Origin of the sequence: Shouchella sp. JSM 1781072 (assembly GCF_041949915.1) — a bacterium.
Classification (GTDB): domain Bacteria; phylum Bacillota; class Bacilli; order Bacillales; family Bacillaceae_D; genus Shouchella.
The window spans coordinates 1,148,093-1,172,455 of record NZ_JBHFQE010000001.1 but is presented as its reverse complement, the minus strand read 5'-3'; the positions used below and the strand labels follow the sequence as shown (position 1 = coordinate 1,172,455).

32 protein-coding genes are annotated in these 24,363 nt (G+C 37.0%); 7 read left to right on the top strand and 25 right to left on the bottom strand.

The features are described 5' to 3' along the window. Position 1: 1 nt before the first annotated feature. The 3 genes from ACE1TH_RS06260 to ACE1TH_RS06250 are packed head-to-tail and all read right to left on the bottom strand — an operon-like array spanning position 2 to position 2,051. Entirely contained in the window at positions 2–469 is a 468-nt protein-coding gene (locus ACE1TH_RS06260; RefSeq protein ID WP_099300739.1) for a PPC domain-containing DNA-binding protein, read from the bottom strand. A gap of 24 nt (positions 470–493) precedes the next feature. After that, on the bottom strand, positions 494–1,267 hold the full coding sequence (locus tag ACE1TH_RS06255; protein ID WP_099300740.1) for an SDR family NAD(P)-dependent oxidoreductase: 774 nt from the start codon (positions 1,265–1,267) through the stop codon (positions 494–496). Between the two features lie 19 nt (positions 1,268–1,286). After that, positions 1,287–2,051: an IclR family transcriptional regulator gene (locus ACE1TH_RS06250; RefSeq protein ID WP_375078549.1), complete on the bottom strand. Its 765-nt coding sequence runs from the start codon at positions 2,049–2,051 to the stop codon at positions 1,287–1,289. Positions 2,052–2,625: 574 nt separating this feature from the next. Here ACE1TH_RS06250 and ACE1TH_RS06245 point away from each other — a divergent pair. Beyond that, entirely contained in the window at positions 2,626–2,784 is a 159-nt protein-coding gene (locus tag ACE1TH_RS06245; RefSeq protein ID WP_375078548.1) for a hypothetical protein, read from the top strand. Positions 2,785–3,238: 454 nt separating this feature from the next. On the opposite strand, the gene ACE1TH_RS06240 is transcribed toward ACE1TH_RS06245, so the two are convergent. Then, on the bottom strand, positions 3,239–3,688 hold the full coding sequence (locus tag ACE1TH_RS06240; RefSeq protein WP_375078547.1) for a hypothetical protein: 450 nt from the start codon (positions 3,686–3,688) through the stop codon (positions 3,239–3,241). 127 nt (positions 3,689–3,815) lie between these two features. On the opposite strand from ACE1TH_RS06240, the gene ACE1TH_RS06235 reads away from it, so the two are divergent. After that, positions 3,816–4,025, top strand: a complete 210-nt coding sequence (locus ACE1TH_RS06235) for a hypothetical protein (RefSeq protein WP_375078546.1) — start codon at positions 3,816–3,818, stop codon at positions 4,023–4,025. 202 nt (positions 4,026–4,227) lie between these two features. On the opposite strand, the gene ACE1TH_RS06230 is transcribed toward ACE1TH_RS06235, so the two are convergent. From ACE1TH_RS06230 to ACE1TH_RS06220, 3 genes are all read right to left on the bottom strand, one after another. After that, positions 4,228–4,701: a hypothetical protein gene (locus tag ACE1TH_RS06230; protein WP_375078545.1), complete on the bottom strand. Its 474-nt coding sequence runs from the start codon at positions 4,699–4,701 to the stop codon at positions 4,228–4,230. A gap of 375 nt (positions 4,702–5,076) precedes the next feature. Beyond that, positions 5,077–5,289 carry a hypothetical protein gene (locus ACE1TH_RS06225; RefSeq protein WP_375078544.1) on the bottom strand — a complete coding sequence of 71 codons (213 nt, stop codon included), beginning with the start codon at positions 5,287–5,289 and terminating at the stop codon, positions 5,077–5,079. Positions 5,290–5,324: 35 nt separating this feature from the next. Then, positions 5,325–5,633, bottom strand: a complete 309-nt coding sequence (locus ACE1TH_RS06220) for a hypothetical protein (protein ID WP_375078543.1) — start codon at positions 5,631–5,633, stop codon at positions 5,325–5,327. 95 nt (positions 5,634–5,728) lie between these two features. On the opposite strand from ACE1TH_RS06220, the gene ACE1TH_RS06215 reads away from it, so the two are divergent. Continuing rightward, positions 5,729–6,586 (top strand): hypothetical protein, encoded by an 858-nt coding sequence (locus ACE1TH_RS06215; protein ID WP_375078542.1) that lies wholly within the window; start codon positions 5,729–5,731, stop codon positions 6,584–6,586. A 345-nt stretch (positions 6,587–6,931) separates the two neighbouring features. On the opposite strand, the gene ACE1TH_RS06210 is transcribed toward ACE1TH_RS06215, so the two are convergent. Both ACE1TH_RS06210 and ACE1TH_RS06205 read right to left on the bottom strand, forming a co-directional pair. Then, positions 6,932–7,225 (bottom strand): hypothetical protein, encoded by a 294-nt coding sequence (locus tag ACE1TH_RS06210; protein ID WP_375078541.1) that lies wholly within the window; start codon positions 7,223–7,225, stop codon positions 6,932–6,934. 150 nt (positions 7,226–7,375) lie between these two features. Then, positions 7,376–7,537 (bottom strand): hypothetical protein, encoded by a 162-nt coding sequence (locus tag ACE1TH_RS06205; protein ID WP_375078540.1) that lies wholly within the window; start codon positions 7,535–7,537, stop codon positions 7,376–7,378. A 336-nt stretch (positions 7,538–7,873) separates the two neighbouring features. On the opposite strand from ACE1TH_RS06205, the gene ACE1TH_RS06200 reads away from it, so the two are divergent. Together ACE1TH_RS06200 and ACE1TH_RS06195 are read left to right on the top strand one after the other, a co-directional pair. Next, positions 7,874–8,473, top strand: a complete 600-nt coding sequence (locus ACE1TH_RS06200) for a TetR/AcrR family transcriptional regulator (protein ID WP_375078539.1) — start codon at positions 7,874–7,876, stop codon at positions 8,471–8,473. A 69-nt stretch (positions 8,474–8,542) separates the two neighbouring features. Further along, on the top strand, positions 8,543–9,208 hold the full coding sequence (locus ACE1TH_RS06195) for a hypothetical protein (protein ID WP_375078538.1): 666 nt from the start codon (positions 8,543–8,545) through the stop codon (positions 9,206–9,208). Between the two features lie 326 nt (positions 9,209–9,534). Here ACE1TH_RS06195 and ACE1TH_RS06190 read toward each other — a convergent pair whose 3' ends face one another. After that, positions 9,535–9,732, bottom strand: coding sequence for a hypothetical protein (locus ACE1TH_RS06190; RefSeq protein WP_375078537.1), 198 nt, complete (start codon positions 9,730–9,732; stop codon positions 9,535–9,537). A gap of 167 nt (positions 9,733–9,899) precedes the next feature. Between ACE1TH_RS06190 and ACE1TH_RS06185 the strand changes: the two genes are divergently transcribed. Next, positions 9,900–10,088 carry a hypothetical protein gene (locus ACE1TH_RS06185; protein WP_375078536.1) on the top strand — a complete coding sequence of 63 codons (189 nt, stop codon included), beginning with the start codon at positions 9,900–9,902 and terminating at the stop codon, positions 10,086–10,088. A 78-nt stretch (positions 10,089–10,166) separates the two neighbouring features. Here the strand turns inward: ACE1TH_RS06185 and ACE1TH_RS06180 are convergent, their stop codons facing one another. The 9 genes from ACE1TH_RS06180 to ACE1TH_RS06140 form a co-directional block, all read right to left on the bottom strand. After that, positions 10,167–10,421, bottom strand: coding sequence for a hypothetical protein (locus ACE1TH_RS06180; RefSeq protein ID WP_375078535.1), 255 nt, complete (start codon positions 10,419–10,421; stop codon positions 10,167–10,169). A 119-nt stretch (positions 10,422–10,540) separates the two neighbouring features. Next, complete coding sequence (locus ACE1TH_RS06175; protein ID WP_375078534.1) at positions 10,541–11,302, bottom strand: hypothetical protein; 762 nt, start codon at positions 11,300–11,302, stop codon at positions 10,541–10,543. Positions 11,303–11,528: 226 nt separating this feature from the next. Then, positions 11,529–12,560 (bottom strand): serine hydrolase domain-containing protein, encoded by a 1,032-nt coding sequence (locus tag ACE1TH_RS06170; protein WP_375078533.1) that lies wholly within the window; start codon positions 12,558–12,560, stop codon positions 11,529–11,531. A 58-nt stretch (positions 12,561–12,618) separates the two neighbouring features. Next, the gene (locus tag ACE1TH_RS06165; RefSeq protein WP_375078532.1) at positions 12,619–13,260 is read right to left on the bottom strand and encodes a DJ-1/PfpI family protein; all 642 of its coding nucleotides are present in this window, start codon (positions 13,258–13,260) and stop codon (positions 12,619–12,621) included. A 440-nt stretch (positions 13,261–13,700) separates the two neighbouring features. Next, positions 13,701–14,186 (bottom strand): DinB family protein, encoded by a 486-nt coding sequence (locus tag ACE1TH_RS06160; protein ID WP_375078531.1) that lies wholly within the window; start codon positions 14,184–14,186, stop codon positions 13,701–13,703. Positions 14,187–14,239: 53 nt separating this feature from the next. Continuing rightward, entirely contained in the window at positions 14,240–14,770 is a 531-nt protein-coding gene (locus tag ACE1TH_RS06155) for a GrpB family protein (RefSeq protein WP_375078530.1), read from the bottom strand. An 86-nt stretch (positions 14,771–14,856) separates the two neighbouring features. Continuing rightward, positions 14,857–15,618 carry a class I SAM-dependent methyltransferase gene (locus tag ACE1TH_RS06150; RefSeq protein WP_375078529.1) on the bottom strand — a complete coding sequence of 254 codons (762 nt, stop codon included), beginning with the start codon at positions 15,616–15,618 and terminating at the stop codon, positions 14,857–14,859. A gap of 328 nt (positions 15,619–15,946) precedes the next feature. Continuing rightward, entirely contained in the window at positions 15,947–16,366 is a 420-nt protein-coding gene (locus ACE1TH_RS06145) for a hypothetical protein (RefSeq protein WP_375078528.1), read from the bottom strand. A 54-nt stretch (positions 16,367–16,420) separates the two neighbouring features. Next, positions 16,421–16,573, bottom strand: coding sequence for a hypothetical protein (locus ACE1TH_RS06140; RefSeq protein ID WP_375078527.1), 153 nt, complete (start codon positions 16,571–16,573; stop codon positions 16,421–16,423). 199 nt (positions 16,574–16,772) lie between these two features. On the opposite strand from ACE1TH_RS06140, the gene ACE1TH_RS06135 reads away from it, so the two are divergent. Then, positions 16,773–18,845 (top strand): autotransporter outer membrane beta-barrel domain-containing protein, encoded by a 2,073-nt coding sequence (locus ACE1TH_RS06135; RefSeq protein ID WP_375078526.1) that lies wholly within the window; start codon positions 16,773–16,775, stop codon positions 18,843–18,845. A gap of 212 nt (positions 18,846–19,057) precedes the next feature. Here ACE1TH_RS06135 and ACE1TH_RS06130 read toward each other — a convergent pair whose 3' ends face one another. The 6 genes from ACE1TH_RS06130 to ACE1TH_RS06105 form a co-directional block, all read right to left on the bottom strand. After that, positions 19,058–19,330, bottom strand: coding sequence for a hypothetical protein (locus tag ACE1TH_RS06130; protein ID WP_375078525.1), 273 nt, complete (start codon positions 19,328–19,330; stop codon positions 19,058–19,060). 84 nt (positions 19,331–19,414) lie between these two features. Continuing rightward, positions 19,415–20,242: a tubby C-terminal domain-like protein gene (locus tag ACE1TH_RS06125; protein WP_375078524.1), complete on the bottom strand. Its 828-nt coding sequence runs from the start codon at positions 20,240–20,242 to the stop codon at positions 19,415–19,417. Between the two features lie 1,017 nt (positions 20,243–21,259). Further along, on the bottom strand, positions 21,260–21,445 hold the full coding sequence (locus ACE1TH_RS06120) for a hypothetical protein (protein ID WP_375078523.1): 186 nt from the start codon (positions 21,443–21,445) through the stop codon (positions 21,260–21,262). A gap of 477 nt (positions 21,446–21,922) precedes the next feature. After that, a complete protein-coding gene (locus ACE1TH_RS06115; protein ID WP_375078522.1) occupies positions 21,923–22,423 on the bottom strand; it encodes a tubby C-terminal domain-like protein in 501 nt (166 codons plus the stop codon). Positions 22,424–23,292: 869 nt separating this feature from the next. Beyond that, positions 23,293–23,508 (bottom strand): hypothetical protein, encoded by a 216-nt coding sequence (locus tag ACE1TH_RS06110; RefSeq protein ID WP_375078521.1) that lies wholly within the window; start codon positions 23,506–23,508, stop codon positions 23,293–23,295. 340 nt (positions 23,509–23,848) lie between these two features. Further along, positions 23,849–24,058, bottom strand: coding sequence for a hypothetical protein (locus ACE1TH_RS06105; protein WP_099300752.1), 210 nt, complete (start codon positions 24,056–24,058; stop codon positions 23,849–23,851). Between the last annotated feature and the right edge of the window lie 305 nt (positions 24,059–24,363).

Sequence of the window (24,363 nt, the reverse complement as noted above, 5' to 3'; positions counted from 1 at the left end):
TTTATAGTGGTGCGGCATCGAATCGAATGGTCTTATAGGTGAGACGCTCATCGTACGCTCGTACTGCGGTTACCTCTGGAGAAGAAATGACGGTAAATTCTACTGTAATACAAACTTTATTGTAGCCTCTTAAAAAATGGCCAGCTTGAATACGGCCATCCATTCGTTCTACGATGCCATGTAAATGCATATCCAGCTCACCTTGCTCATCTTTACAGATAAAGCCCGTTGCTTGAATAAGTTCCACTGGTTCTTCGATCGTTGTGGCGGGCGCATAGCCATCTGGTCTGTTGTGTTGATTCACTTTAAAGACGGTAAAACCCGTTTTGTCTAGCGAACCAATGCATGTTACCATTCCTGAATGGATTTGATTGCTTTTACAAATCCTTAGAATACCATCCATCAAGTCTTCTCCCACGAGTAAAGACCCGTATAAAACGTGGTTGTTGGTCGTCATTTGTACACTCATTTTCGTGTCCTCCTCCGTTCATACTTAGCCAATTGCAGAACCTCCACATACTTTTAGCACCTCACCGGTCACATAATCTGAATAGGAAGATGCGAAATAGACGACCGCTCCGGCAATGTCCTCAGGATCCCCCATCCGATTAATGACTTGGTTACTCAGTGGATAGTCAAGATCTTTTGTTATTTCTGTTTTTATTGGCCCTGGTGCAATGCTATTACACGTAATCCCTAATGCACCAACTTCTTTGGCCACCCACTTTGTTAAGGCAATTACCCCACCTTTGGACGCAGCGTAAGCGGGTCCAGAACGAGCTGATTTCTTTCCGTCATGAAACGATAACGGTCCACCCATAATTCCTGAAATGGAACTAACATTAATGATTTTTCCACTTCCTTGATCTTTCATATACGGGTAAATCGCCTCTTTGGTCATAAAAAAGGTTCCTCGTAAATTCGTATTGATATCCCGTTCCCACATCTCTTCTGTTATGTCTTCTAGGTCGAGTCGTGAACAAGTCCCTGCATTGTTGACAACGATATCAATGGAACCAAAGCGAGAATAAACATCCTTCATCAATTGTTGAATCACGCCACGATCTTGAATGTCGATACAGACACTCATTACGTCTCCTCCTGGATTAGCTTGAGTGGATTCAATTAAACTGGCTGTTTCATGACAATCTAGAATATCGACCAGGACGACGTGCGCCCCCTCTTTTGCGAGAGCCCGAGCCGATGCAGCTCCAATTCCACGAGATGCACCAGTAATGATTGCTACTTTTCCTTGTAAACTTGCCATTTCCTCAACTCCTATTTGGTTAATTTAGCACTTCTTTGTTCCAACCAAGTGTGCTCGAAATCTTTTGAGCATAATATAATAACTGATTAATTGTCATTTGGGTTTTTTCTTCATCAAGTCTCAGTGCGACTCCCGCTACACTTAGTGCTGCCACAACTTTTCCAGTTGAATCATAAATAGGTGCTGCCATTCCTTTTAGGCCTAAAAGGTACTCTTCGTGATCGATGGCGAAGCCCTGTGCTTTAATCGTTGCTAATTCTTGTAGGAGGGTTTCTTTTACGATCAACGTGTTGTTAGTCTTTTTTTCAAGCTTCGTCTTTGATAAGTACTTTTGCAAGAGTGGTTCATCTAAGTGAGCCAAAAACAATTTTCCTGAAGCCACGGTATACGACGGAGCGCGATCACCAGGACCTAACACAATGCGAACGGTTTGAGAGCTTTCCACTTTTGACAAGTAGGAAACAGAATAATTCTGAAACGTTGAGATTAGAACACTCTCCCCTGTTTCTTTTGCGAGCGCTTCCAAAAAAGGTCTTGAATCGCCAACAAGGTCATAATGATTCTCTGCCATTTTGCCCATATCAATAAATTTATAAGACATGCGAATCTTGTTATTAGGAAGTTTTTCGATAATACCCATCTCAGTTAGTGTCACTAAAAACCGATGTACCGTAGTTTGATTTAAATCTAATTCACGAGATAATTCTGTAGCGGTTTTTGGTTCTTTGCACAACACATTGATAATATCAAAAGCTTTTCCCAAACTTTTGTTTTGGTACTGCATATTCAACACTCTTTTCATATAGTGAAAGTTAATTTTCTTTATGTGAAAACCATACTCCAAATAAAAAACGCTGTCAACGAAAAATTCTGAACTTTTTATAAAAATGAATGGAACTTATCTGGCTTTCCCGTTATGATAACCTCTATACCGAGTTCTTCAGAAGCGTGAGTCTAAGGTGTGAGTAATAAAAAAACGTGGAACATCATGTCGTCGGTTGCTTTTTTGAGATGAAACAGATGACTCGGAGGTCCATCTCCCTTCTTGTGTTGGTTCTACTTTTAACCTTTAACCTCGTTTCTTAGATGCGGTTTCTCGAAATAGTTTCGTATACGATAGTGTGCTTTGGAACGTATATGTATGGTTCATCCCTCTTTCAATCATTCTAATCATCAGCTTGATAATAGTTAGCTTTGTTACAAAAAATGAGAACCGGTTTATAGCAACGTTTGCGATTGTTTTTTTAGGTATAATCGTGCTTCTATTTTTCTTTTTTGCTTATTTTGGAGCAAATTTTGCTTAAAACAAACATTATTTCATAATGTAAAATAAAGAACAATTCGGAGGGGGTTGTTTAATGGATGGTCAATACTTTGTTGGCTGGGGAACATTGGCACTCATCAATGCAGGGATCGCGCAAGGAAAGAACCGTTCTGGACTGAATTGGTTTTTCCTTTCACTCCTATTTGGTCCCTTTGCAACATTTATTCTAGTCGTGATGGAAAAAATAAAATAACGGAAAAAACCGCTTGTTAGGCGGCGTTTTAAGATGCTATCGGGGTACTTGCTGGAGCAATCGCCAAATTAAAAATCATTTGGAGGTAGGAGAAATCCAAACTTATTATGTACTTAGGCTCACTTATTAAAAGCACTACCTTATATATGAAGAACCATTTAAAGCGAGTCCTCATTACTTATTGTTCTTTTATGTTGAATGTGAGCACATCAATTAAAAATAAAAATAGTAAGGAGCTAAATTGTATCCTCGAAACAACGATAGGTTCAACTCCGATAAAAATTAATACCATGATGGTGACAAAGATGACGAACCATACTGAAGTAAATAGTTTTGCAGACATCTTATTATATTTTCTGCAGTTCAAGCATTTAACGCGGTTACCAATTTTTCTTAATGCACTCCAACGCGACATTTCATGATTACAGTGTGAACACTGTTGATTGCGCATGGTTTAATTCCTCCCCTTTTTTAAATGTTGGATAACCTGTTTTGCTAGTTTGTGATGAGGTTTTATGTTTAGAATAGCCCTTGCAACTTTCTGAGCTTCTTGATCGGAAACCACTTTTTCAGGCACTTCATTCAAAAATAACAAATTCTCTAAGCTACACAAGTCATCCTGTTGTGACAAGTACATACATCTTCTCACATGATAAACCGACGCTTGATAAGCACCTTTCACGTGGCAAAGTGGATGGAACAGAAGGTTAATGGCTAACATATGCTTCTCGTATGTCTCCTCCTCTACTAGCCATCCAGTAACAAAAGTATAGTGGTTAATAGATTCTTCCTGGTATGCGCTTTCTAACAATTCGTTTAAAAAACTCTCGAATCCTATGGTTTGAATGAGTCTATTAGCGTTTGTATAATGATTTTCTTTTAGTAAAAGTGAAACAGCATTCATAGTCTTATCCCCTTTTTCTTTGTAAATTCATAGTAATTACAGCTCGGTCCAGTAATGCTATAACGTTTAATTAAACATCTTGTCAAAAAAACGTAAAGAGACCATTTTAATATAAGGGGCAGTTATAATGACAATTAAAAAGCATTATATATTGGGGGTAATCGTTGCAACAATTATAATCTGTTTCACTATGCTGTTGATTGCTAGAGTCTATTTTAATAGTCAAGAAATTACTGCAGCCAGTGAAGAATGCCTTCGAGCCAATGGGATCATTCATGTCGAAAAAGGCTTATTAAACCTAACGTATTCGTTTATGTGTGTTCAAGAAGCAAAATGAATGAATACGTGAGGTTTCGCATATATTTTGAGCCCATCTAAACATTAGCCAAGTTCTACGATATCACGTTCGTCAGTTAAATCCATATTTTTTTCTACTAGCCGCTTTAAAATCAATCCTTCTACTTAATTCAGGATAGAGCTTTGTGTAAAAAGAGAAAAACACATCCATTAATGGGTGTGTTTGAAATGGAGAACCAATGTTAATTGTTGTTCGAAATTACCTCGTATGACTCCACTACTGACAGTTTAGCGGACGTTACTTTATCATGCATAAACAAGTTAAATACATAATCCTCATCCATTGAATAATCCAGATTCTCAAATGTGTCAGAATCCTTTTGAGCAATCTGTAATTCATATTTAACGTCAGCATCACTTGTAAATTGGAGTTGAACACTAGGTGTGTCATTATAGGCGCCCACAATTTCTAGTTGGTAACCATCTTCAAATTCTGTGATTGTAATCGGTCTAAACCCTTTATTCGAAATTTGAGTTCCGTACCATTCCTCATTATTCTCAGGTTTTATGATAAGTGTAGAATCATGAGTGTCAGATAGATACGAAGTTAATTCAGACCAACTGTCAAACACTTCATTTGTTTCCGAAGTGCTTTCATCTTCAGAACAACCTACGATAAATAAAGTTAAAAAAACGAATATCAAATTTCTTCTCAAAAGTTCGATTCCACCTTTATTAAAAGTAACGTTTTTCATAAAACCCTACATTTATCAACTTAGCATTTTTGAACTAATACTACTATAAAACCCAGAATTCGGAGATAAAACGCCAAAACATTGGTTAATGAAGAAACATAGAATGTATTGATGGCGGTTTTCAGCAGTTTTTCCATTATCGAGGACCCCTTCTAAAAAGTGGCAATAAAGAAAAGAAGTGGCTCCCCTTTTCCCTCTGATTGTATAATAACAGTAATTGAAAGGAGATATGTAAATGTCTAGCGTTTACATAATTAGAACGTTTTTTTAGTTATTGTTACGTTGCTATCTGCATATTCAATAACCATAATTGATGTAACGATACTTGCCGCGGTCTCATTCGTCTGGTCTCATATTACCATCTACTTTCAAATTTAGATCTACTTTAAATAAACCTTTATAGTAAGAGGTACCTCCTCTTTTATTAGCATTCTCTATAATACTAAATAACCCTTCACTACCTGCCTCATTAACAACAAGAGTACAGCGTTTAGAGTATGGATTGATGCTCTGTAGTTTCCATAAGCTGCGCGCTTCTATTTTTAACATGTTCAAAAAATAACGCTGGTAAATACAGCCTTTAATCACGGTGCAAAATCAATTACGCCAGTAAAAAGTAAGATCAGTAAGAGTACAACGAAGATTGGATAGGACAAAGATAGGATTAAGGATAAGATAGGTAGAAATTTTCTTGCTTCTATTTTCAATGAAACAATTGAAAGAATTACACCAATTGCGGTAAGGGCTAGAACAATGTAATCACCATACTTTGAACCAATTAACACTACTCTTGTAGGAGTGACGAAAGTTAAAAACAAACATGCGATGCCAATAATTAAAGCTAAATATTTTATGAGGCTCCGTTTCTTCCTTAAATCGTTTTTATTTTTCATGTGTAGTTCTCCTTTTAAAGAATCCATTAATACATTTTATTTCGAATGTTTTGTTTAATGTACCACAGACTTATATTCAGGAGGAACTTAAAAGTATGGACATTCCTAAATATTGGGCAGAATCTGAAGTAGATGCATTTGATCCGGTTGGAAAACGAGTCGTTACCTCTGTTTGGCGCTGGTCTGATGAAAGCGAGGAAGTAGCTCAGTCTAAGTCTGATCAAGCAGCGAAGGAACTGAAAGTAAGAATCGAGCAAGGGGAACCACTCCAGCACAAATACTCATATGGCCATTATCCCGTTCGTGAAGAAATTATTTCTACTCATGATGAGCTAAGTTATATTATTACACGTAATTTATATGGGTCGTTTATTTTAAACACACAGAATGTTATGTTTGTAGATATTGATTTTGAACAAAAGACCGACGTAAGCTTATTTAAAGGGTTAAAAGGCTTATTTTCTCGGAAAAAGAAAGCTGTAAGGGAAGATTCTCCAGAGACACAAGCGATAAATCAGCTGAAGCGTTGGATAAATGAGGACGACAAACGTGGTGCTACCGTTTATCGCACATACGGCGGACTTCGTTACATGATCACACATCAAATATTTGAACCTAGTGGGAAGGAAACAGAGCAAATCCTCGAACTACTTGGTTGTGATCCGAGCTATCGTGTCTTATGTAAGGTACAGAATAGTTTTCGCGCAAGGCTCACTCCAAAGCCTTGGCGCTTCGGAATGGATCGAATTCCCGTTCGTTACCCCTATCGAAATGAGAACGAAAAAGATTCATTAGCAAAATGGGATGTGCTATATAAGGAAAAATTAGAAAAGTGGAGTACGTGCGAATATGTTTTGGCTATTGGAAATAAAGTTGTTCACCCTCAGGTAGTGCCTGTTCAAAAAATGCATGATCGTGCAACAAACGCACACGAGAAGTTTCCGTTAGCTTAAATCAGGTTTTATCATTTCGTATGTCTATCAAATGCAAATTGTTTATAATAAGTTCTAATAAATGGACAAAATTCCCCTCTCGGTGAACAGGTTGAACGCAGCGCAAGTCAGTGCTAGTGTCGATAAGTCAAATTACATATTAGATGGTTATTTTCGAATCCCCTGGTTTAGGTTTGAACGATTAATTCCTAGCTATGGCTGTCTGGATTAAACAAGCACATGAGTTAATTCATGTGCTTTCTTTGATTTCCCTGAATGGTTACTAACCGCTCTGTTCCAATTTCTTCATTTTAAAACTCGTTTCCTTTATTAAAAATTCAAACCGGCTAGTAAACAGATGATGGCTTAATTCAAATTTTTGTTCTGACCTTTCGTTTGCCTTTGATGGAATCGTAAAGTGATTTGCAAAGGAATGATTGCTAGTAAAATCATACTGATCCCTAGGATTGAATACGCTTGGCCGTCTTCAACATTTATCACTAAGCCATAAACAATAAACGCAATTGCAGCAAATTCTAAGAATAGGACAGGTATAAACTTTACTAACAGGTTCAGAGCTTTTTTGGATAGGGTCCATGCCACAAGGGTGACACTCCCAACCAGTAATAGGGCTAAACTTATCGGAACGATGAATTCCATAAAACACCTCCGTTCTTTTAGAGTTAGTGAATAATGTAAATCTCTTAATCCCTTTTAGTAACGTTTGTCGTTGATAAGAATTAAACCTATGATGTTCTTGTCGTAATGACACTTTACCGCTCGAAGCTCATGTAAAAACAGCCTCTTTTGCTAAACCTCTTTTTTCTTAGCTTCATGTGTGGTCCCAACTATAATAAACGCTATTCCAATCACTAAGTAAAGATATTTTATTAACGATTCTGAGCCTGAAATCCATTCAATTGTGCCGTAGACTAAGAAAAAAATGGCGAGCGCAAAAAATAGAATCTTCATTTAAGCACCTCTCTTTTATTCAATACAATTGTTCATCCCCTTACCCTTAAAAACGAAAATAAAACAGGTTCATTAAGGTTAGCGCAGTAAACTTTTTCTGAGATGGAAAATGTTAATCTCGCAAGTAGTGCGATCCTTAGATCCCTAAGTGCTCTGGTGATGGTAGTCTCTCATTTCCAATTCTAAATATAGGCAAGGAGGTGCAAATGTCGAATAAAATCCCAACAAGTTAAAGGTTTGACATTTGACAAATGAAAATGAAGGTTATATGATAAAAACTGATTGGTCGATCAAAATAAAAAACGATTATTCAGTTCGGTTTGAGGTGAACAACTATTGGACAACAAACAATACTTCATTGCAGATGCAAGAAAAGAACAGATTATCACGGCAGCAATCGCCGTTGTAACCGAGATGGGCTACATCAATACCAGCCTTTCAAAAATAGCAAAAAAAGCAAATATTAGCACGGGTCTCATCTCCTACCACTTTTCTGGCAAAGAAGACCTCATGCGTCATACGCTCATGTATCTCGTCTTAAAAGAGCGAGCCTTTGTGAAAGAAAAGGTAGAAGAGAAGCAAAGTTATCAGGAAAAGCTTCTGGCATTTATCGAAGCGGGCATCACCTATCAAGGAACGAATAGTACTAATACAAACGCGATGCTAGAAATTGTGTTTAATGGCCGAACGTCTGACAATGTTCCGTATTACATGGCAGAAATCGATCAACGTGAAGAACTGCAGGCTTTGCTTATCGACATTCTTACTAAAGGAAAAGAAGAGAAGGAGTTTGCTGATTTTGATCCTCACGTGACGGCCATTATGATTCGTGCTGCACTTTCATCCGTTGCGTCCTTACCTAAACATGAAAAAGGGTTAACACTTGAAGCATTCAGCGAGAAGTTGATTCGGGGCGTGTTGAAGATGATTAACTAATCATTTATTAAGTCATGTAGCTTCTTCTTGCTACCCACACTTTCAAAAAGGAAAGGAAGGTATAGCCTTATGTTTCGTTTTTTTCGCCAACAAAAACGTCGCTTGGCCATCAAGAAAGTGAAAGCGGGAGATGGACATACGCTCAAGCCGTACCGCCTTTGGCATATCTTCACCCATTCCTTGTTTCACATTACGATTACGAAAGAAAACAACGAGCAAGTCCATTATGCTTTAAAATCACGGTATTTCGCCGATGATTCGAGCGTTGATTTATACCATGGCAAGACTCATGTCGCCTACTCGACTCTTCCAGCCTCGATCCCGATTGAGAACGGCATTCTTGAAGTGAAAAGCGGTGGGAGTGGAATTAATCAGATTCGCTATCGAACAGATAAAGCAGAAACGTTTTCCATTTATCCAGACAAACGATCGGTCAGAGGCTGGCGCCTTGGTATGCATCGACACTTCCCCGTCATCAGCAACTGCCTCGGGTTGTTAGCCATCTTGGTTTTATTAGCATCACTCGCGCTAGGGTTGCCGCAAATCGTTGAGCAAATTTCTGAAATCCCTTGGATAGCTGAACATATAGGTACTTTTCAGTCTCCGATCAATCTCCCAGTCTGGCTAAATGTCGCGATTGGCTTAGCCACTGGTTTTGCCGCAACTGAACGTGCCCTTATGTTGCGCAGTCACTGGTTAATTGATATGGAAACAGGCGGTTCAATTGAAGACTAATTGAAAACAGAATAGGATGGTTGTTGCCTGTTTAAAAAACGACCACTTTTTAGTTTCATCGCCCTGTTTACGCTCTTGACCGGTTGTTCCAATACCTAGTCAGCGCCTACGACTGACTCACCAAACAATATCTAGTCATGACGGAGCAGGAGACACTGAATACACCAAACAACGAGAGATAATAACGACATTGGCAGCTATCTTTAGCAAATGATGAACAAAAAATCGACGTTCATCATGCGAGGAAAACAACAATTAGGACCAGCCTTAAAGGCTGGTTACAGTCCGTAGACATTTGTCTACTTCCTGGAATAACTATGGTGAATTTATTCTTTTTCGTGGTCCAAACGACGGCGTAACGTTAGTGTCACTATGCTGAAGATAACAAATACTGTCGATGAGCCTGCGGTAACCATCTTTAAACCATTTTCAAGCGGTGGATCAAACAACATAGGTGTTACAATAATTAATACCGCTGCCGCAAGGCTCATTCCTAAAATAGAAAAAGCTAAAACTTTATTCATCTAAACACCTCACAGGAAATTAAATCAATGTACTACTGCAGTAACACCCGCACCACCACCGACTGTATACAGCACATAAACTTAAATACAGCATAAAAAAGGGTATTTCAGCTGTCATAACATCCCCTCTGATTGTATAATTACTGTAAGCGAAGGGAGATTAGTTGATGTCTAATGTTTACTTAATTCGAACGTTTTTTATCTTTGTTTTTTTAGTAATTACTACTTTGCTATCTGTAGATTCAATAACTACAATTGATATAACGATTTTGGCAGCGGCATCATTCGTCTGGTCTTTTCTAATTGGGCAACTTATTAAATTCATTGTGTTTGTATTTAAGCCTTATAACAAGTAGATCTTTAAAAGGAATAAAAGAACAATTCCTTAAAATGTAAGGCTTGTCTATAAAAAAGCTCCGCGTATAAGCAGATCTTTAGACGATAGATAATAAATTAATGATACCTTCAACAAAAAATACCAGAACGCAAAACCCAATTATCGCAATTTGCCATCTTCTGCTCTCTTTCTCTTCGTAAAACATGTTAATGGCTAAAAAGGTAAACGTTAAGACAACAGAAAAATTAAAGGCGATATCCAACCAAATTGATTCTGAAAAAAAACGAGTAATTACCACGATTAAACCTATAAATCCAAACAACGGCCATACCCTTCGTGCTACTAAGTTCATGCTCTCACCCCTTGTGCAAATGTTATCATACAAAAAGCGCAAGCCTGCCATGTTATAGTACTGCTAATTTAACATATCTAATGATTAACTTTGATACTTAAATCTCACTCTCGTTTCTTTTATTCAACAAATCTAATTTTTGTTCCGGTTAAAGCATGAGGAAAGATTGATATGGTTTTTCCATAATCCTTGTAGCGAATAGAATGATTGACTAAAAAATGTCTAATCGCCTCTAACTTTTCTACTTTTAAAGTGAATGAGGTTATGACATTTTTATTTGAGTGAACCAGATTTATACTTACTCCATCATTTAATTTAAATCTGTACTCACTTTCCGTCTTCTCAGCTTTATTGCACAACAACGTTTCCCAATTACGCAGTATTTTTTTATTCTTGTAATGAATTGTAATTTCTTCAATCCTTTTTATTCCTAATGCACCACCCTTTCGTTTGTACAATTCTTCATTATTTTTTTCTTTTTCTTGATTACTATCAAATTCATATTGGCAAAAAAATATCCAAGCTCTAGGTAAAAAACCTTTTAAGCTAACGTTTGTCCACATGTGTTCTCCCTTGGAACGAAACTCTCGGGGACGTGAATATTTTAATTTTTCTTCCTGTAATTGTTTTATAACTTCATTTAAATCATTTCTCGGCTCAAAAGCAATGCCTAAAATGCCGTCTGCACTAGGAGCTAAACCTAATCGTTTGAAAAATTTAATAGGACCAATGGCTATGCCTCCGCTTGAAAAATAACCTCCATATGAAGTCATCGGCCACGCTTCAGGAAGTTTAAGAACATCAGTAAAAAAACGAAATCCATCATGAGGCATTTCTGTAGTTATTAATAAGTGATCAATTCGTTCTACAACATTAGCCATTCTTCTCCCCCTTAATTGTTATGTCCTCAATGACTCAAAAGATTAAAGAACTACTATTAGAACGTAGCCCCTATGTATCCGTGATAAACCCAATCCCTTATATGAATTGTTCCTAACGTCAATTTCAATAAAATCTTTAATAATAAGCTTATTATAATTCTCAATTATGTATGGGATTACTTTACTTATCCCATAAAAGAATACATGCATGTAACATTCTTTATGATTAAACTACACGTGCCCCTAAAGAACATTTGTAAACCGTGTCTCCAAAAGATCGAATGTTTTCCAAGTAATTGAAACCTTCATCGGATCCAAATCGGTTCAACATTCGTACAGCTACAAGGTTTTCTTCTGGGATGACGAGTAAAGCAACGTTCGTGTAACCAAGTAGCTGATAGGAGCCTTTTGGCAAGCTATCTCCTATCTGATTACAGGGACGCTCAGCCCCTTTGACAAACCATAAAAAACCATTTGTTTGAATCGGTAATGTTGGGTTTGGGGTTTGGATAGCTGTAGACATTTGGATAATCTCTTGAGGAATAAGCTGCTTTCCTTCGCATTTTCCTCTCTTTAAATGGAGATTTCCCCATAAAGCAAGCTCTCTAGCTGACGTATACATATTCATTCTAGAACCATCAACCACATCGAATTCTTCCCAATGAGAATCCATATCATCTCGAATCGTGTCTGCAATTTTTGAATGCGGCTGAAGCATGTTAATCCATTCAGTCGATTGAAAACCCATAGGCTCAAAAACGAGTGTCTTAACAATCTCAGCAACAGATTGGCCTGTTGTATTTTTAATAATTGTTGTTAATAAATCAATATTTGGACCAACATATCTCCATGATTCTCCTGGTACAAATTCACTTATTAACTCATCATTGACGATTTTAAGTCCGTTCGTATAAGTTAATAAGTGACGAAAGGTCACACCCTCATAGGCGGATAAATGATTATCTTTAACAAAGGATTTGATGGGATCATCAATAGAAAAGTAGCCGTTGTATATTGCATAAGCAGCAGCAAATCCAATATAAGCCTTTCTTACAGACGCAACATGAAATTGAGTATCGGCTTGAACTGCTCGCGCATCTTTAGATTGAGATTGTTTTCCAAAATAGGCTTCTATTCCAACTCTGTCATTATGAATGACATAGAAAGCACCACCACTTGAACCTAGTTCCTTAGCAGTTGTCACTACATGAGTATGTACAGGTTCAAATAAATTCATTTTATCTTTTTTTTGAAACATAACCCTCGACCTCCTCCAATGCCGTGGTTGTTAACAGAAGAATTGAAATTGTATTATGTCAATAATTCCTATTCTCAAATGGATCATAGTCTAATTTAATTGTGTGAATGGTTCGCTTCGCAGTCTCTTCGCCAAACAGCTTACTAACCACATGTATAGACATTTGAATCCCTGCTGAGATTCCAGCTGATGTAATAATCGTATCTTGATCAACGAACTTTACATTTCGTATGACATCAATATTTGGATAGCTTTTTTCTAATAATCCCAGCGCTACTCTATTTGTTGTTGCTTTCTTTCCATTAAGCAAACCTGCTTGTGCTAAGAAGAATGCCCCTGTACAGACGGAAACGACAGTTTTTTCTTTATGGCTTTCTATCCAATTTATAATTTCTACATTCTTCCCAACTTCTTTTAATGCTTTTAACGGACCACCAGGAATGACAATAATATCGAACTCTGGAGCATTGGAGAAGCTGTAGTTAGGAATCACTTGCAACCCATTATGTACGGTAATTTGTTCTCCTTTATGCGTTACAGTGCTAACAGTAAAAGGTTTTTCTGTTAATTTGTTTGCAAAAAGCTTATGTACATCTTCATTTGTGTAAGTAGTTAAATTAAAGACTTCATAAGGACCTGCAAAATCTAAAGCATCGACATAATCAAACAATAAAATGCCAACATGATAGTGATGTTTCACCTAACCACCTCCCTAAACTTAATATACTCATATGTATTTTGGCCAAGATAGAAAACCTCTGTTTAAAAGTATCGTAGAAGTCTTATAAATAATTAACTGAAGGCCTATTTTAAACTTCATTAAAAGACATATACAGTTTATAACGTTCATTGCAAAAGTACAGCATGTCCAAAATCATTTAATTTTTAAAAGAGGTCATTTGACCTCTTTAACTAAGTAAAGATGGCTTTGAAAACATAAACGATAGGACGAGCAAAGAAAAAAAGAATTTCTCCAATTGCAGCTGCCCATTCTACTTTATCGTGTTTATGTTGCTTTTTAGTCGACATAACGACCTCCTTTTCTTAGCTTATTTTTAGTTTAAAACATTCATTAAAAAGATACAATATTCAATCATATTAACTCAAAATAAGTACCTATAGAAATTGTTTTAAAAATGTTCAATCCCAAATGTTCGGTCTTTCTAGCTTCATTTGTCTCATATAATCTAATAGTTGCCCTGTGTGGACGGATTCGTGGTAGGCAATTCGTAATAACATATCTCCCAGTGTACGAGTATAACCTACATCTTCACGATTAATTTTTTTCTCATCTAAATCTTTTTCAGAAAGAGCTCCAATATACTTTAAAAAATCATTTCTAAATGGTTGTATAAAAGTTAATTCATCTTTTAAAGAGGTGAATTCTTTAAGCATAAATGGGTTATCTATGTTTTCACTACCACTAGAACCACCTGAGACCAATAAATTATGATATAAAAACTCAGCCTCAAGTACATGTCTGATCATCTCCGAACAAGTGAGAGCTTGACTATCTGGTCTCCAATCAAGTTTTTCACGTGGTATGGAGCTCCATACTAAAATACTTCTTCTTCTAACCTCTTGAAAATTCAGCACCACCATAATGAAGGGGTTAGATTCTTTCATCAATGATGTATTAGGTATTCCGTTTAATAAGTCTAACCCGTAAGTCAGAACCTTCATAAATTGTCTAGTTCATTAACTCCATACCATGCCAATGCTTTCATTTCTAAATCCTTAACAAATTCATCTTTGCCGTTTATGTAGGCTTTAATATTATGAGGAAATTCTTTTGCTAAACGCTCTTTCATTTGGCTATATGCCTTCAAGGCATTTGGATGTTCTTTTAAGAACTCTCTAAAAGCTAAGTGTCGCATTATTTCATGACTCCCACTTTGATAAATATGAACATGGTGAGTTCGATTGTCGCCACCTTTTTCAAAATACCTGCGCTTTGCTATGCCGTTCTCACCTTTAGGACTGTACCCAATATTAACCATGCTTTCATTGAATTCGTCAACATGGTTGATATCACGAACAACTGGCATAATATCGATGACCGGCTTAGCACTTAATCCAACAACCGAGGTGCTGCCGATATGATAGGTAGCAATGATTTCATTTCCAAAAATATCATTTAACCTTGCCTCTTCCTCTGAGAACATTCGAGCCCATCTCTCGTTGTATGCCATGACTTCTACTTTTCGCAAGCACGCTCTCCCCCTCAGTACGTTTTGTATCCCTTGTCGGCTTGATCCCTAGTAAATGTAAAGCTAATTGGTGAATACAAGTAGCATTAATGTCCCTTTTTTAGTTTGAAAACTATAAAATCAGCACACCTAAAATCTTCTTCGAATGAAGGGTATTTCTTTAACATCTCTTTTGATGGCTTTGGTTCTTCGATGCAATCCAAAACAAAGCCGGTTTTAATTAAAGTATTTAGATAAGTTGTTAATGTTCGATGGAACAGCAACATTCTTTCAGTTTCTCCTAATCGTTGTTCATACGCCCCTTCATAAAAATAATGATCTACGTTCCAATGCAACTTTTCACCGTCTGTTGTTTTCTCCCAACCGCTTTCTGGGGTAATAAAACAAGGATGTAAAATGGAAAAGATAAAACAGCCTCCATCTACTAACAATCGATACATTTCTTGAAATGCTTTTTCGAAATTAGGAAGATCCTGAATAACCATATTAGAAATGATTAAATCAAAACGTTCGTCTCCGAGAAAATCCAAATCCTCACAATTTCCATGTTTGTACTCAATTGATAGATGCTGTGGCGTTCTTCCTTTAGCAATTTCTATCATTCTAGATGAATAATCCACAGCCGTTACATGCGCTTCAGAATTGGCTAAAATTCTGCTTAAATACCCTTCACCACAGCCAGCATCTAAAACGTGTTTATTTTTAACCGTTCCCATAAGCGACAGCAAAGTAGGATTTAAGAACACTTCCTTATGAAGGTCTCCTTGTTCGGTATGCTGTGCTGCATAGGTATCTGCGAAGTGATTCCATCTTTTAATTGCTTCTTCTGTTTGACTGTATTGATTCATTTTAATCCCTCCGTACCTGCTTGTTTATGAATCTATCTTTATGAGTGCTTACATTTTTTGCAAATAAGCTTTCATGTTCGTTCTCCACTACTACTGTCATCTAGGTCTTTCTGTTATGTTTCACACTATCAATAAGTGCGTATAATAAGCTAAGCCAGAATAAAACTCTCGTTATGCTAACGATTAACCTGATAAAACCCTGTTCTGCTTCACCAATGTTCAAGACAATATCAACTAAAACAATAACGAAGCTTATGCCAGCCACAACAAATGCTAAAAATACCATGTTAGATCGTTCCTCACTCGTTGACGAAGAATATCGGAGTTGTTAAACGTTACATTTTGATTGAACTTCAATAATACTTGAGTTAAAGCCTGCTTTAATTCCTTGTGAGAATCCGCCCTGATACGTGGACTCATCACTGTTTATCTTAGCTTCTTGTAAAGAACGATGACTCTTCATGCTATGTACCAATTGATGAATAACCGTTTCATTAATAAGATTCGACGTTTCCATTACTAGCTGACAGTAATTAGCCACTTGTTCATGCGAAAATGCCAACCCATCAAACAGCCCTTTTTGGAAATCGGGAGACAGGGTCTTTAATTCATCCAATGCTTCATGAGGAATGTCTTCTTTATAAAAGCTTTCGTTTACGGTTTGGTATAAATCTTTTTTGCTTTGTTCTCGATTGTTTTCAGCCAATCTCCTAAAGCTTTTTTCTAATTCTTTAAGGCGTTCTTTCAAAAGTAATTTCTCCTTCTTATAATCGAAATCTCTTACCATCCGATTGACAACGAATCAATAAGCGCTATTCATTCCTTTAGCAAAAAGCTGCTGATTATTATCATTATCGCTCAATTGCTTATTTGATGTCTTTTCCATCTCAATAAAGTCAAGGATACAATCTTCAATCTTAGAACCTCTGAACATTCGCTTACGGTAATCTGCCAACGGTACACCTCCTAATGTTGATACTCTTAAATTATCAAATGTGTTTACATATGTAAAAACAAATCTTAATCTTCTTATTTTTATTATTGCCGACTTCAATGACATCAGAAGCTTGATCTCGCTCTCCACCCATACAAGCATTCCTCCCCTTCCAAGCATAAAATGAATGGCAAAAAAAAATAATGAAAGGAGTTTTTTTATGGCTACAGTAACGACTTTTGCAGAACTGCAAGCGGCTGTCACTGTACTAGACCCTGATATTACGATTGCTGAAAACCTTGCCTTTCCTGCGACGATTTTTCTTAATTACCAAACCATTATCCGTGGCAGTAGTTCGGCTATTACATTAACTCGAGCGCCTGGTTTCAGCGGTCCATTATTTGCAATTCAGCCCGCCGGAATTGTCACACTTGATTCGTTAACGATTGACGGTCAGGGAGCAACCGCATCCCCTTTAGTGACTTCAACAGGGAATTTAACTATTTCTAATTCGGTTCTACAGAACAATAATGCTACTTCAGTTGGTGGCGCGGTCTTTGCCGATATTGGAACAACACTAACTTGTACCAATTCAGTTTTTACGACAAATTCATCAAGTGCTCAAGGTGGTTCCATTTTTGTCAATGCAAACGGAACAGCGACACTTACGGATTGCACAGTCGCAAACAGCACAGCACTTGAAGGCGGCGGTATATATGTAAATGCCAATGCGAGCATGACAGCTACTGGTTGCTCGATTTTAAACAACACTTCTCAACAGAATGGTGCTGGTCTTTTCTTAAATACGTCGGTCGTTGGAAACATAACAGACTGTACGTTCAGAGGGAATAACGCTGTAAACGGGTTTGGAGGCGGTTTGTTTTCAAATAATAATGTCTCAACAACTCTCACAGGATCATCCTTCGTAGGAAATCAGTGCGCCGTTGATGGTGGTGGCTGTTATCTAAACGGAGGTGGTATCGCAAGCGTCGCTAACACGACGTTTCGCGAAAATTCAGGAGGCGGTGATGGCGGCGGTCTCTATTTGAACCAATTAGTTGGCAACACCCCAATCACAGGTTGTGCGTTTGAAAGTAATTTCTCTACTAATGGTGGTGGATTATTTATTAACGACAGCGATACAACGCTTACTGACAGCTCGTTTATAACAAATACAGCAAGCCAAGCTGGTGGCGGCTTGTTCATCAACATTGACTCTAATTTTAGTGGAAACAACAACATTTACCAAGGGAATCAAGCAGGAGACGGTGGTGGCGGTGGGGTTTTCCAGAATGCCAACACGGTAGCAACATTTAGCAACTCTTCTTTGACGAACAATTCCACAACCGGTGGAGGGGGCGGCTTATTCATTAACGAAGGTGCCACCGCAATCACAACTTTCTCTTTACTCGCCCAAAATCAATCCGCTGTTGGAGGCGCCATTTTTATCAACAATGGCGCCACACTAAACAGTTCTAACAATACTCAATTTATCGGCAATACAAGTACAGGGGATGCTGGCGCTGTTCAAATTAATCCAACTGGCACATTTAATGAACAAGATGACATATTCTCTGGTAATTCGGCCGCTCAAATAGGAGGCGCGATAAACAACCTCGGGACGTTGACTATTTCTGGAACAACATCAATTGGTGTACCCGACAACAATTCTGCTGCAATTGCACCAGGTATTTTTAATGGTGGTACTTTGAATGCACAAGATACAACAAATGCGACAAGTGGCGTGTTTATTCCTAGTATTGATAACGTTGTCCAGGTTACACAGCCACTCTTACCTGGATCAATCATTCAACTTGATCAAACCGACTATGTTTTTCCAGACCCGGCTAACAGTCCGATTGTTGTTGGGGTTCCGACACCACAATATCCGACTTTAGCTCAGAGCGATGCCGACCAATTCGCGAAACCAGTAACGGGATTTGATGATTGGGTTGTTCGCTTGCTGAACAATCAAGTCGTGCTCGTATTTGATCCAGCATTTCGGATCACCTATTTAAATTTGATGGGCGCATCTAATCCAAATCCACCAAGCTATCGACCAGAGGATTTACCAATCGTCCTGCAAAATCCAGGCAGAGTCCCAGGGTTCCGCTTCGTTGGCTGGTTTGATCAGGCTGGCAACCAAGTAACAGTCATTCCAGTAGGGACAACCGGCGATCTTGTTTTTATCGCTCGCTTCGCCCGTGTCGCGCCACCTTACTCCCCTCAGTTTTTCGCCCGTTGCCAGCAACTGAAGCGCTGCAAGTGTTGCTGCAGATGTAAGTGCCAATAGTCATCCGAAAAACCGCAATCCTCAATGAGGTCGCGGTTTTTTGATTCGTTTCCAGATGGATTCAGTCAAAAGATATACATGAAAATAAAAAATAGTAGCGACAGAGCCTATAACAAATATGGCGATGTAATCCATTAATGACTGGGGCTGACCGAATAGAAGGACCACGATGATCCCCGCCATTCCGCCTGTCAAAGCATAAAAAAATAAGTTCAGTAAGTATTGAGGTCTGGCCATCTGCTTAATAGTTTACGAATGATGTAGGATGCTGGGGCTCCAAGCACAACATAGGCGGGCAAAAAATAGATCGCGACAAAGAAAAACCGTTCAGAGAAATCAAATTGATACACACCGGGTTCGGGTGTGGCAAACAAAGATGGACTCGCAACCAAAAGCCCTATTACGAGGACGGTTACAAAAGCTGCGACAAAATGAATCATAGAAGACTCCTTAAAACGAGATAAACGAACCTGGTCCTTTGGCAATATGATAAAAGAGCTTTCCTCTTTTAAAGGAAAGCTCTCGATCGTTAATTAGAATATTATAACCTAATAATGTTTGAAAAGGTTTTATCGACTATTCTCAACTTTAACAATTGCTTGTTGATAGATGCCTACTTTTTCGATAAAAGAAAGGCGTTCAGGTAACTGGTCGTCTAACTCGTGCTTCCGACCACGGTTGCCCTCTCTCCCTTTTCCTTTTATCTCAAGTAACGTACGGTTTGCCATTAAAATTACAGGACCATCATTTATTTCTTTCACCTTAGTTTCTCTGCTAAGTCTTGGGCTTATCACCTCGTACTGAGTCCCGTCTTCCGGTTTATAAGAGAATAACAATTGATTTTCCAATTGTTTTCGTGATAGTTTTGCCACTTCGAAGCTTCCATGCTTGTTATTATTTTTGTAGACAATCCACTTGTCGCGCCAAAGCGATTTTCTCATAGGTATATGTTCAAAATAAACGATATCTCCTGAGACGTGATCTTTGACTTCTACGTTACGATAGTCAATAAAGCCTAATAATGATACCCATTTTTCATAGCGGTTTCTAAACCGAAATTGAAAACTTGCAATGGCTTGCTTACTCCCATTATAAATTTGTACAGGGTGGTTATGCATCATCCAATACGGTTCTTGATACGCATATTCCCCTTGATTCAGCGTCTCAGTTGTTAATTGTTCTAATTGATCTTCCTTATGTGCTCGTTCAAGTGCTTGTTTTCGAGACCGGGATCTAAAGTAAAAACTGATAGCTGTAATAACAATAATGACACCTAATAGGGAGATAACTGTTAGATAAATATCTGAGAGGGGTTCATTTTGTATGAAGGAACGTATTGGCTCTGCTACTATAAATAGGATAGCAGCTATGAATATTGCTAACATTCGTGGGCTCATAAACGACAACTCCTTGTAAATTTTTCCTTCCTCTAAACTATCCCTTTAAATGACCTAGCTCAAACTTCATAATGAAAGGTAATGTGCTATTATAGTGAATCTCAAGGTAATGGTTTTTATTTAAAATGTAAATCAAATTACGCTTTCAACCAGTTTGAAGCCTTCTTGTCTCACTAACGTGTACGATTAGCGACATAAAATAAGGCGAACTTCGCAGTATCCATAAAATGCATGAAAAATAAGACATCTTATATAAATGCCTTTTAGTTCTTGGAAACGTATCCTTTTAACTATGATCATTGGTTCAGAGACTGGAAAGTCCAAGGATGGAGCCTGCTATCCCCAAGAAACATACTGTAGTTAAAAGAGTATTGTTACTTAATGAGGAGAAAATTGAAGCAAAAAATAACATTATAACACTAAGACTGACTGTGAAAACTCCTGAAACTAAGAGTATATTCTTTTTCATACTTACGCCACCTTCTTTTACGATCATTGAGTTTAAAAAGATATGTTACCTATAAGTTGACTAGGTACAAAGAAAGTTATTATCCTGAAAGCTAGCATAAAAAGTTCTGAGAATACGATAAGCCTACTCATCTGCTCTATTTTTAGTTTTCTTTTTACTCATGACGTAATGCAGTAAATAACATATAGATAGTCCAATAAATTGGATATAGATTAAAGGATTAGGATTAAATATTATTATCGTACTACTTAGTAATAGAAAAATGATTAATGCAATTAAATAAGTCTTCCTCATTTGATTGCTCCTTCTGCAAGTTTACCTGATAAATTGATTCTTTTACTTCAGCTTTATTGCTGAACATTAAAAGAATGGTCGGTATTATCCATAGTGATCGTTAAATAAACTGGGTAATCTGAAATAATATGAGCGTTAATTAGTGGTATAGTGTTGTACTTCGACATCTAAACCATCCTTTTAATCATCGTTTTAATAAACAGATTAAGGATATTCTTACTCTACAGGCTGCTTCTGTTTTCATTACTTCCATTCTAAAAAATCGACAAGTTTCTAAATAGTAAGATGTTTATAATTAGTGTCGTAACAGACCCCGCTAATAATAGGAGCATTAATTTTTGCCAGTTTATATCTTTAGATGACTCCATCGCCTCTCTGGATACAAAATACCATACAACAGCTGAAGTTAGAGCTATTAAAGCGATTATACCTTTGGACATAATTTACAACTCCTTAATTAACGAAGTTTTGATATTTTTAATATCCACCATTTTAAGTGATTGGATACAGACGATTCCAGTCCATAAACCGAGCGGTAAAGTTAATCTGTACTAAACCGCTCAAACTGATTGAAGGTACTCTAGTTATTTAAAGAACAAATTAGAACTAGAATAAACTAGGAGAACAACACCAATACCCATGTTGACAGATATCAGATCTGCTCCAAATTTTAGTTTGTAGAGTAAATTCAAACTTATAATTCCTATGCTCAAGAAAAAAACTACATAGAGTAATAAGCTGTTCAATCGGTAGTGGTTTCCAAAGATACTCAACATAAAAGCAACTCCTATGTATATGTTGTTATTCACAATAACATCTTAATGTGGTCCTACCGTACAGTTAATCCCAAAGAAGTCCATAAACTGCGAAGAATATTATATTTATTCTGGCTTTATATTTAAAGTGACTAGCGTTTGCTAATAAGCAATAATAAAAGTATGTAAGCATGCTATCACTAGCTCGATGTCAATCTCTTGATTATAGATTTTGATGTAATGATTTAATGAGAGCCCTTTTCTTTTTATCCTTGATTCTAGTACCTTTTGATTATCTTTGTATACGATTCTAATGCTATCGTCACTTTTTACAATACTGTAGGTTTCTCTGCCGAATCTCACCTCAAATAGTTGAGGGTTAGCCTTTGCAGAGATTGGTTCAGTAGTAGCCTGAGACTTAATATTGAATTTCCGTTTGAAACTCCAGGATTCTGTAACAGTGACTTGGGATTTACCCAATTCGTCCCTTAATAAGATATTTACACAAGATTTTGGCTCTCTATAAGCCAAGAGCTTATCAATAATATTGTCATTAAACCGTCTGAGGGTATATATTTTTTCAAGACTATCGTTAAAAACAACTTGCTCTGTTTTTGAATTAACATTGACCAACATTTCATAATAATAATCAAAGTCTTCCAACCTAATCACACCTAATTCAAGATTTGCAACAATGTAAGTTGTGCGATAGTCATTCTACAATAAAGTTAGCAAAACTAAAACCTTTCGGACTAAGAATCAGGTTTCACGTATCCATAACACTAGCCAATAAAAAAGCCCCCTATTGGAAGCTTTAAGGTGTAGCCTTTCTACGAAACTTTCGCTGATATTCTCCTGAACAACTAGCCAATAAAGAAAACTTGCAGTGATGAAAAATGACCAGTCATAGGCTGGAGCAGCGTACTCAAGCGTAAAAAAAATGAAAGAACAGAATAAATATGTAATGAAAGAGATTTTGATATATCCTTTCGGGTTATTCATTTAAAAACGTCCTTTTTGAACAGTTTTGATATTTCGAGCATCTATTAAAAATAAAAACTAGTCAATCCATGCGAACGCATCTATTATACCATTTAAATTATTTGTTGCTCTTAAATCTTGAATAATGATAACCAACAGTAGATATTGAAATTATCATTATGAAGAAAAAAATAATTTCAATAAATTGTTCTGAAGACCAGACATCGATGTAGTGCAAAAATACATATGTAACAAAAAGTATTGTTGCTACTGAGTAAATCGTTAATCGTACGGCATTCATTTTATCCCACCCTTATTGTTAACCTATTTTCAATTAAAGTTAACATAAGTGCAAGGATTTTACGAACAGTTTATGGTATTTATAACCAGAACGGTAATAATTACCTTGAAATTGTACCATTAACATGACGTTCATTTTTAATAAAAGAGAAATCTGTACGCACGAAAGCTACCCCCTCATCACTTATGAATTTATGCCATGTTCTTTTATGCTGTGAATTGAATATCGACTGAATGAATGATACTCTTATTTACTTTTTCTGAGTGCGATTGGTTTTCTCTCTCTTCGTAAACAAGGGGAAGAAAATCAAAAACACGAGCGCTGAGCCAACGCCATATAAAGCGTGTTGAAGCCAGTTGTCAGTAAAACTATAGTCTCTCCCTTCAATGATGAACATACCTAAATAACTTCCCGTCGCTACCGCCATGAATGCAATGAGCGCATCAAATAAACGACTCTTTGTCATAGTGAAACCTCCATACCATTCAATCCTCATAAAACTAAAGTTACTACATGTCCAATTTCAACAGTGATGTATTGAGAATCGTGAAAAACTAGCACTTCACGATGGCATATTTTATGTTATTGTAAGTATGAGGTGAAATAAATGTCGAGAAACCAGAAAGCCCTTATCGTAATTGCTATTGGAGTTGCCGTAGGTATTTTAGGTTATTTTCTTGTAATAAGAGTATGGTTACCTAATATGATGGGGCCAGTTGAATTGAATTTTTCTTCCTTCCTACATTAAAAAATTGCTTGTGATGATTTATAAACTGTGTTGAGAATCAGCTTATAGCTTTTTAACTTTAATTGTTTGTACTCCGTTTTATCTCTTCTTCTAATTCATGTATTTCTATAGTCCAACTATCTTTAGTGCTGTAAAGAATGTCACGTACAAGCTTCGTATACTCTTTGTTTTGCATTAACTCTTCAACCAATTCTTGAAGATCGCTCTTTAACTCGGCAACGACCTTTATTTTTTGTTCAATAGATAGATAATCATAAATTCGTCTCATTAAAACCAACTCCCGCTTTACTTTCTACGTATTTCCTCTTCAAGTGCTTGAAGCATAATTAGCTACAGTATGATTACGTTTAATTAGCCTACCCGGATTGCAATAAAACCTAAATCCTATCCTTCGTTTAGGTAAAGTCTAATAAGTGAAAAATTAAGTCAATTCACATGATACAGCATTATGACTTTTTTAAGTGCTTATACATAAAGTAAAAACCGATCAGAGCTAAAAAACTGCCCACAATTACCATCATCACAAGTTGAATATCCATCTTTTCAATCCCCTTTACTCATAATGGTATCGAT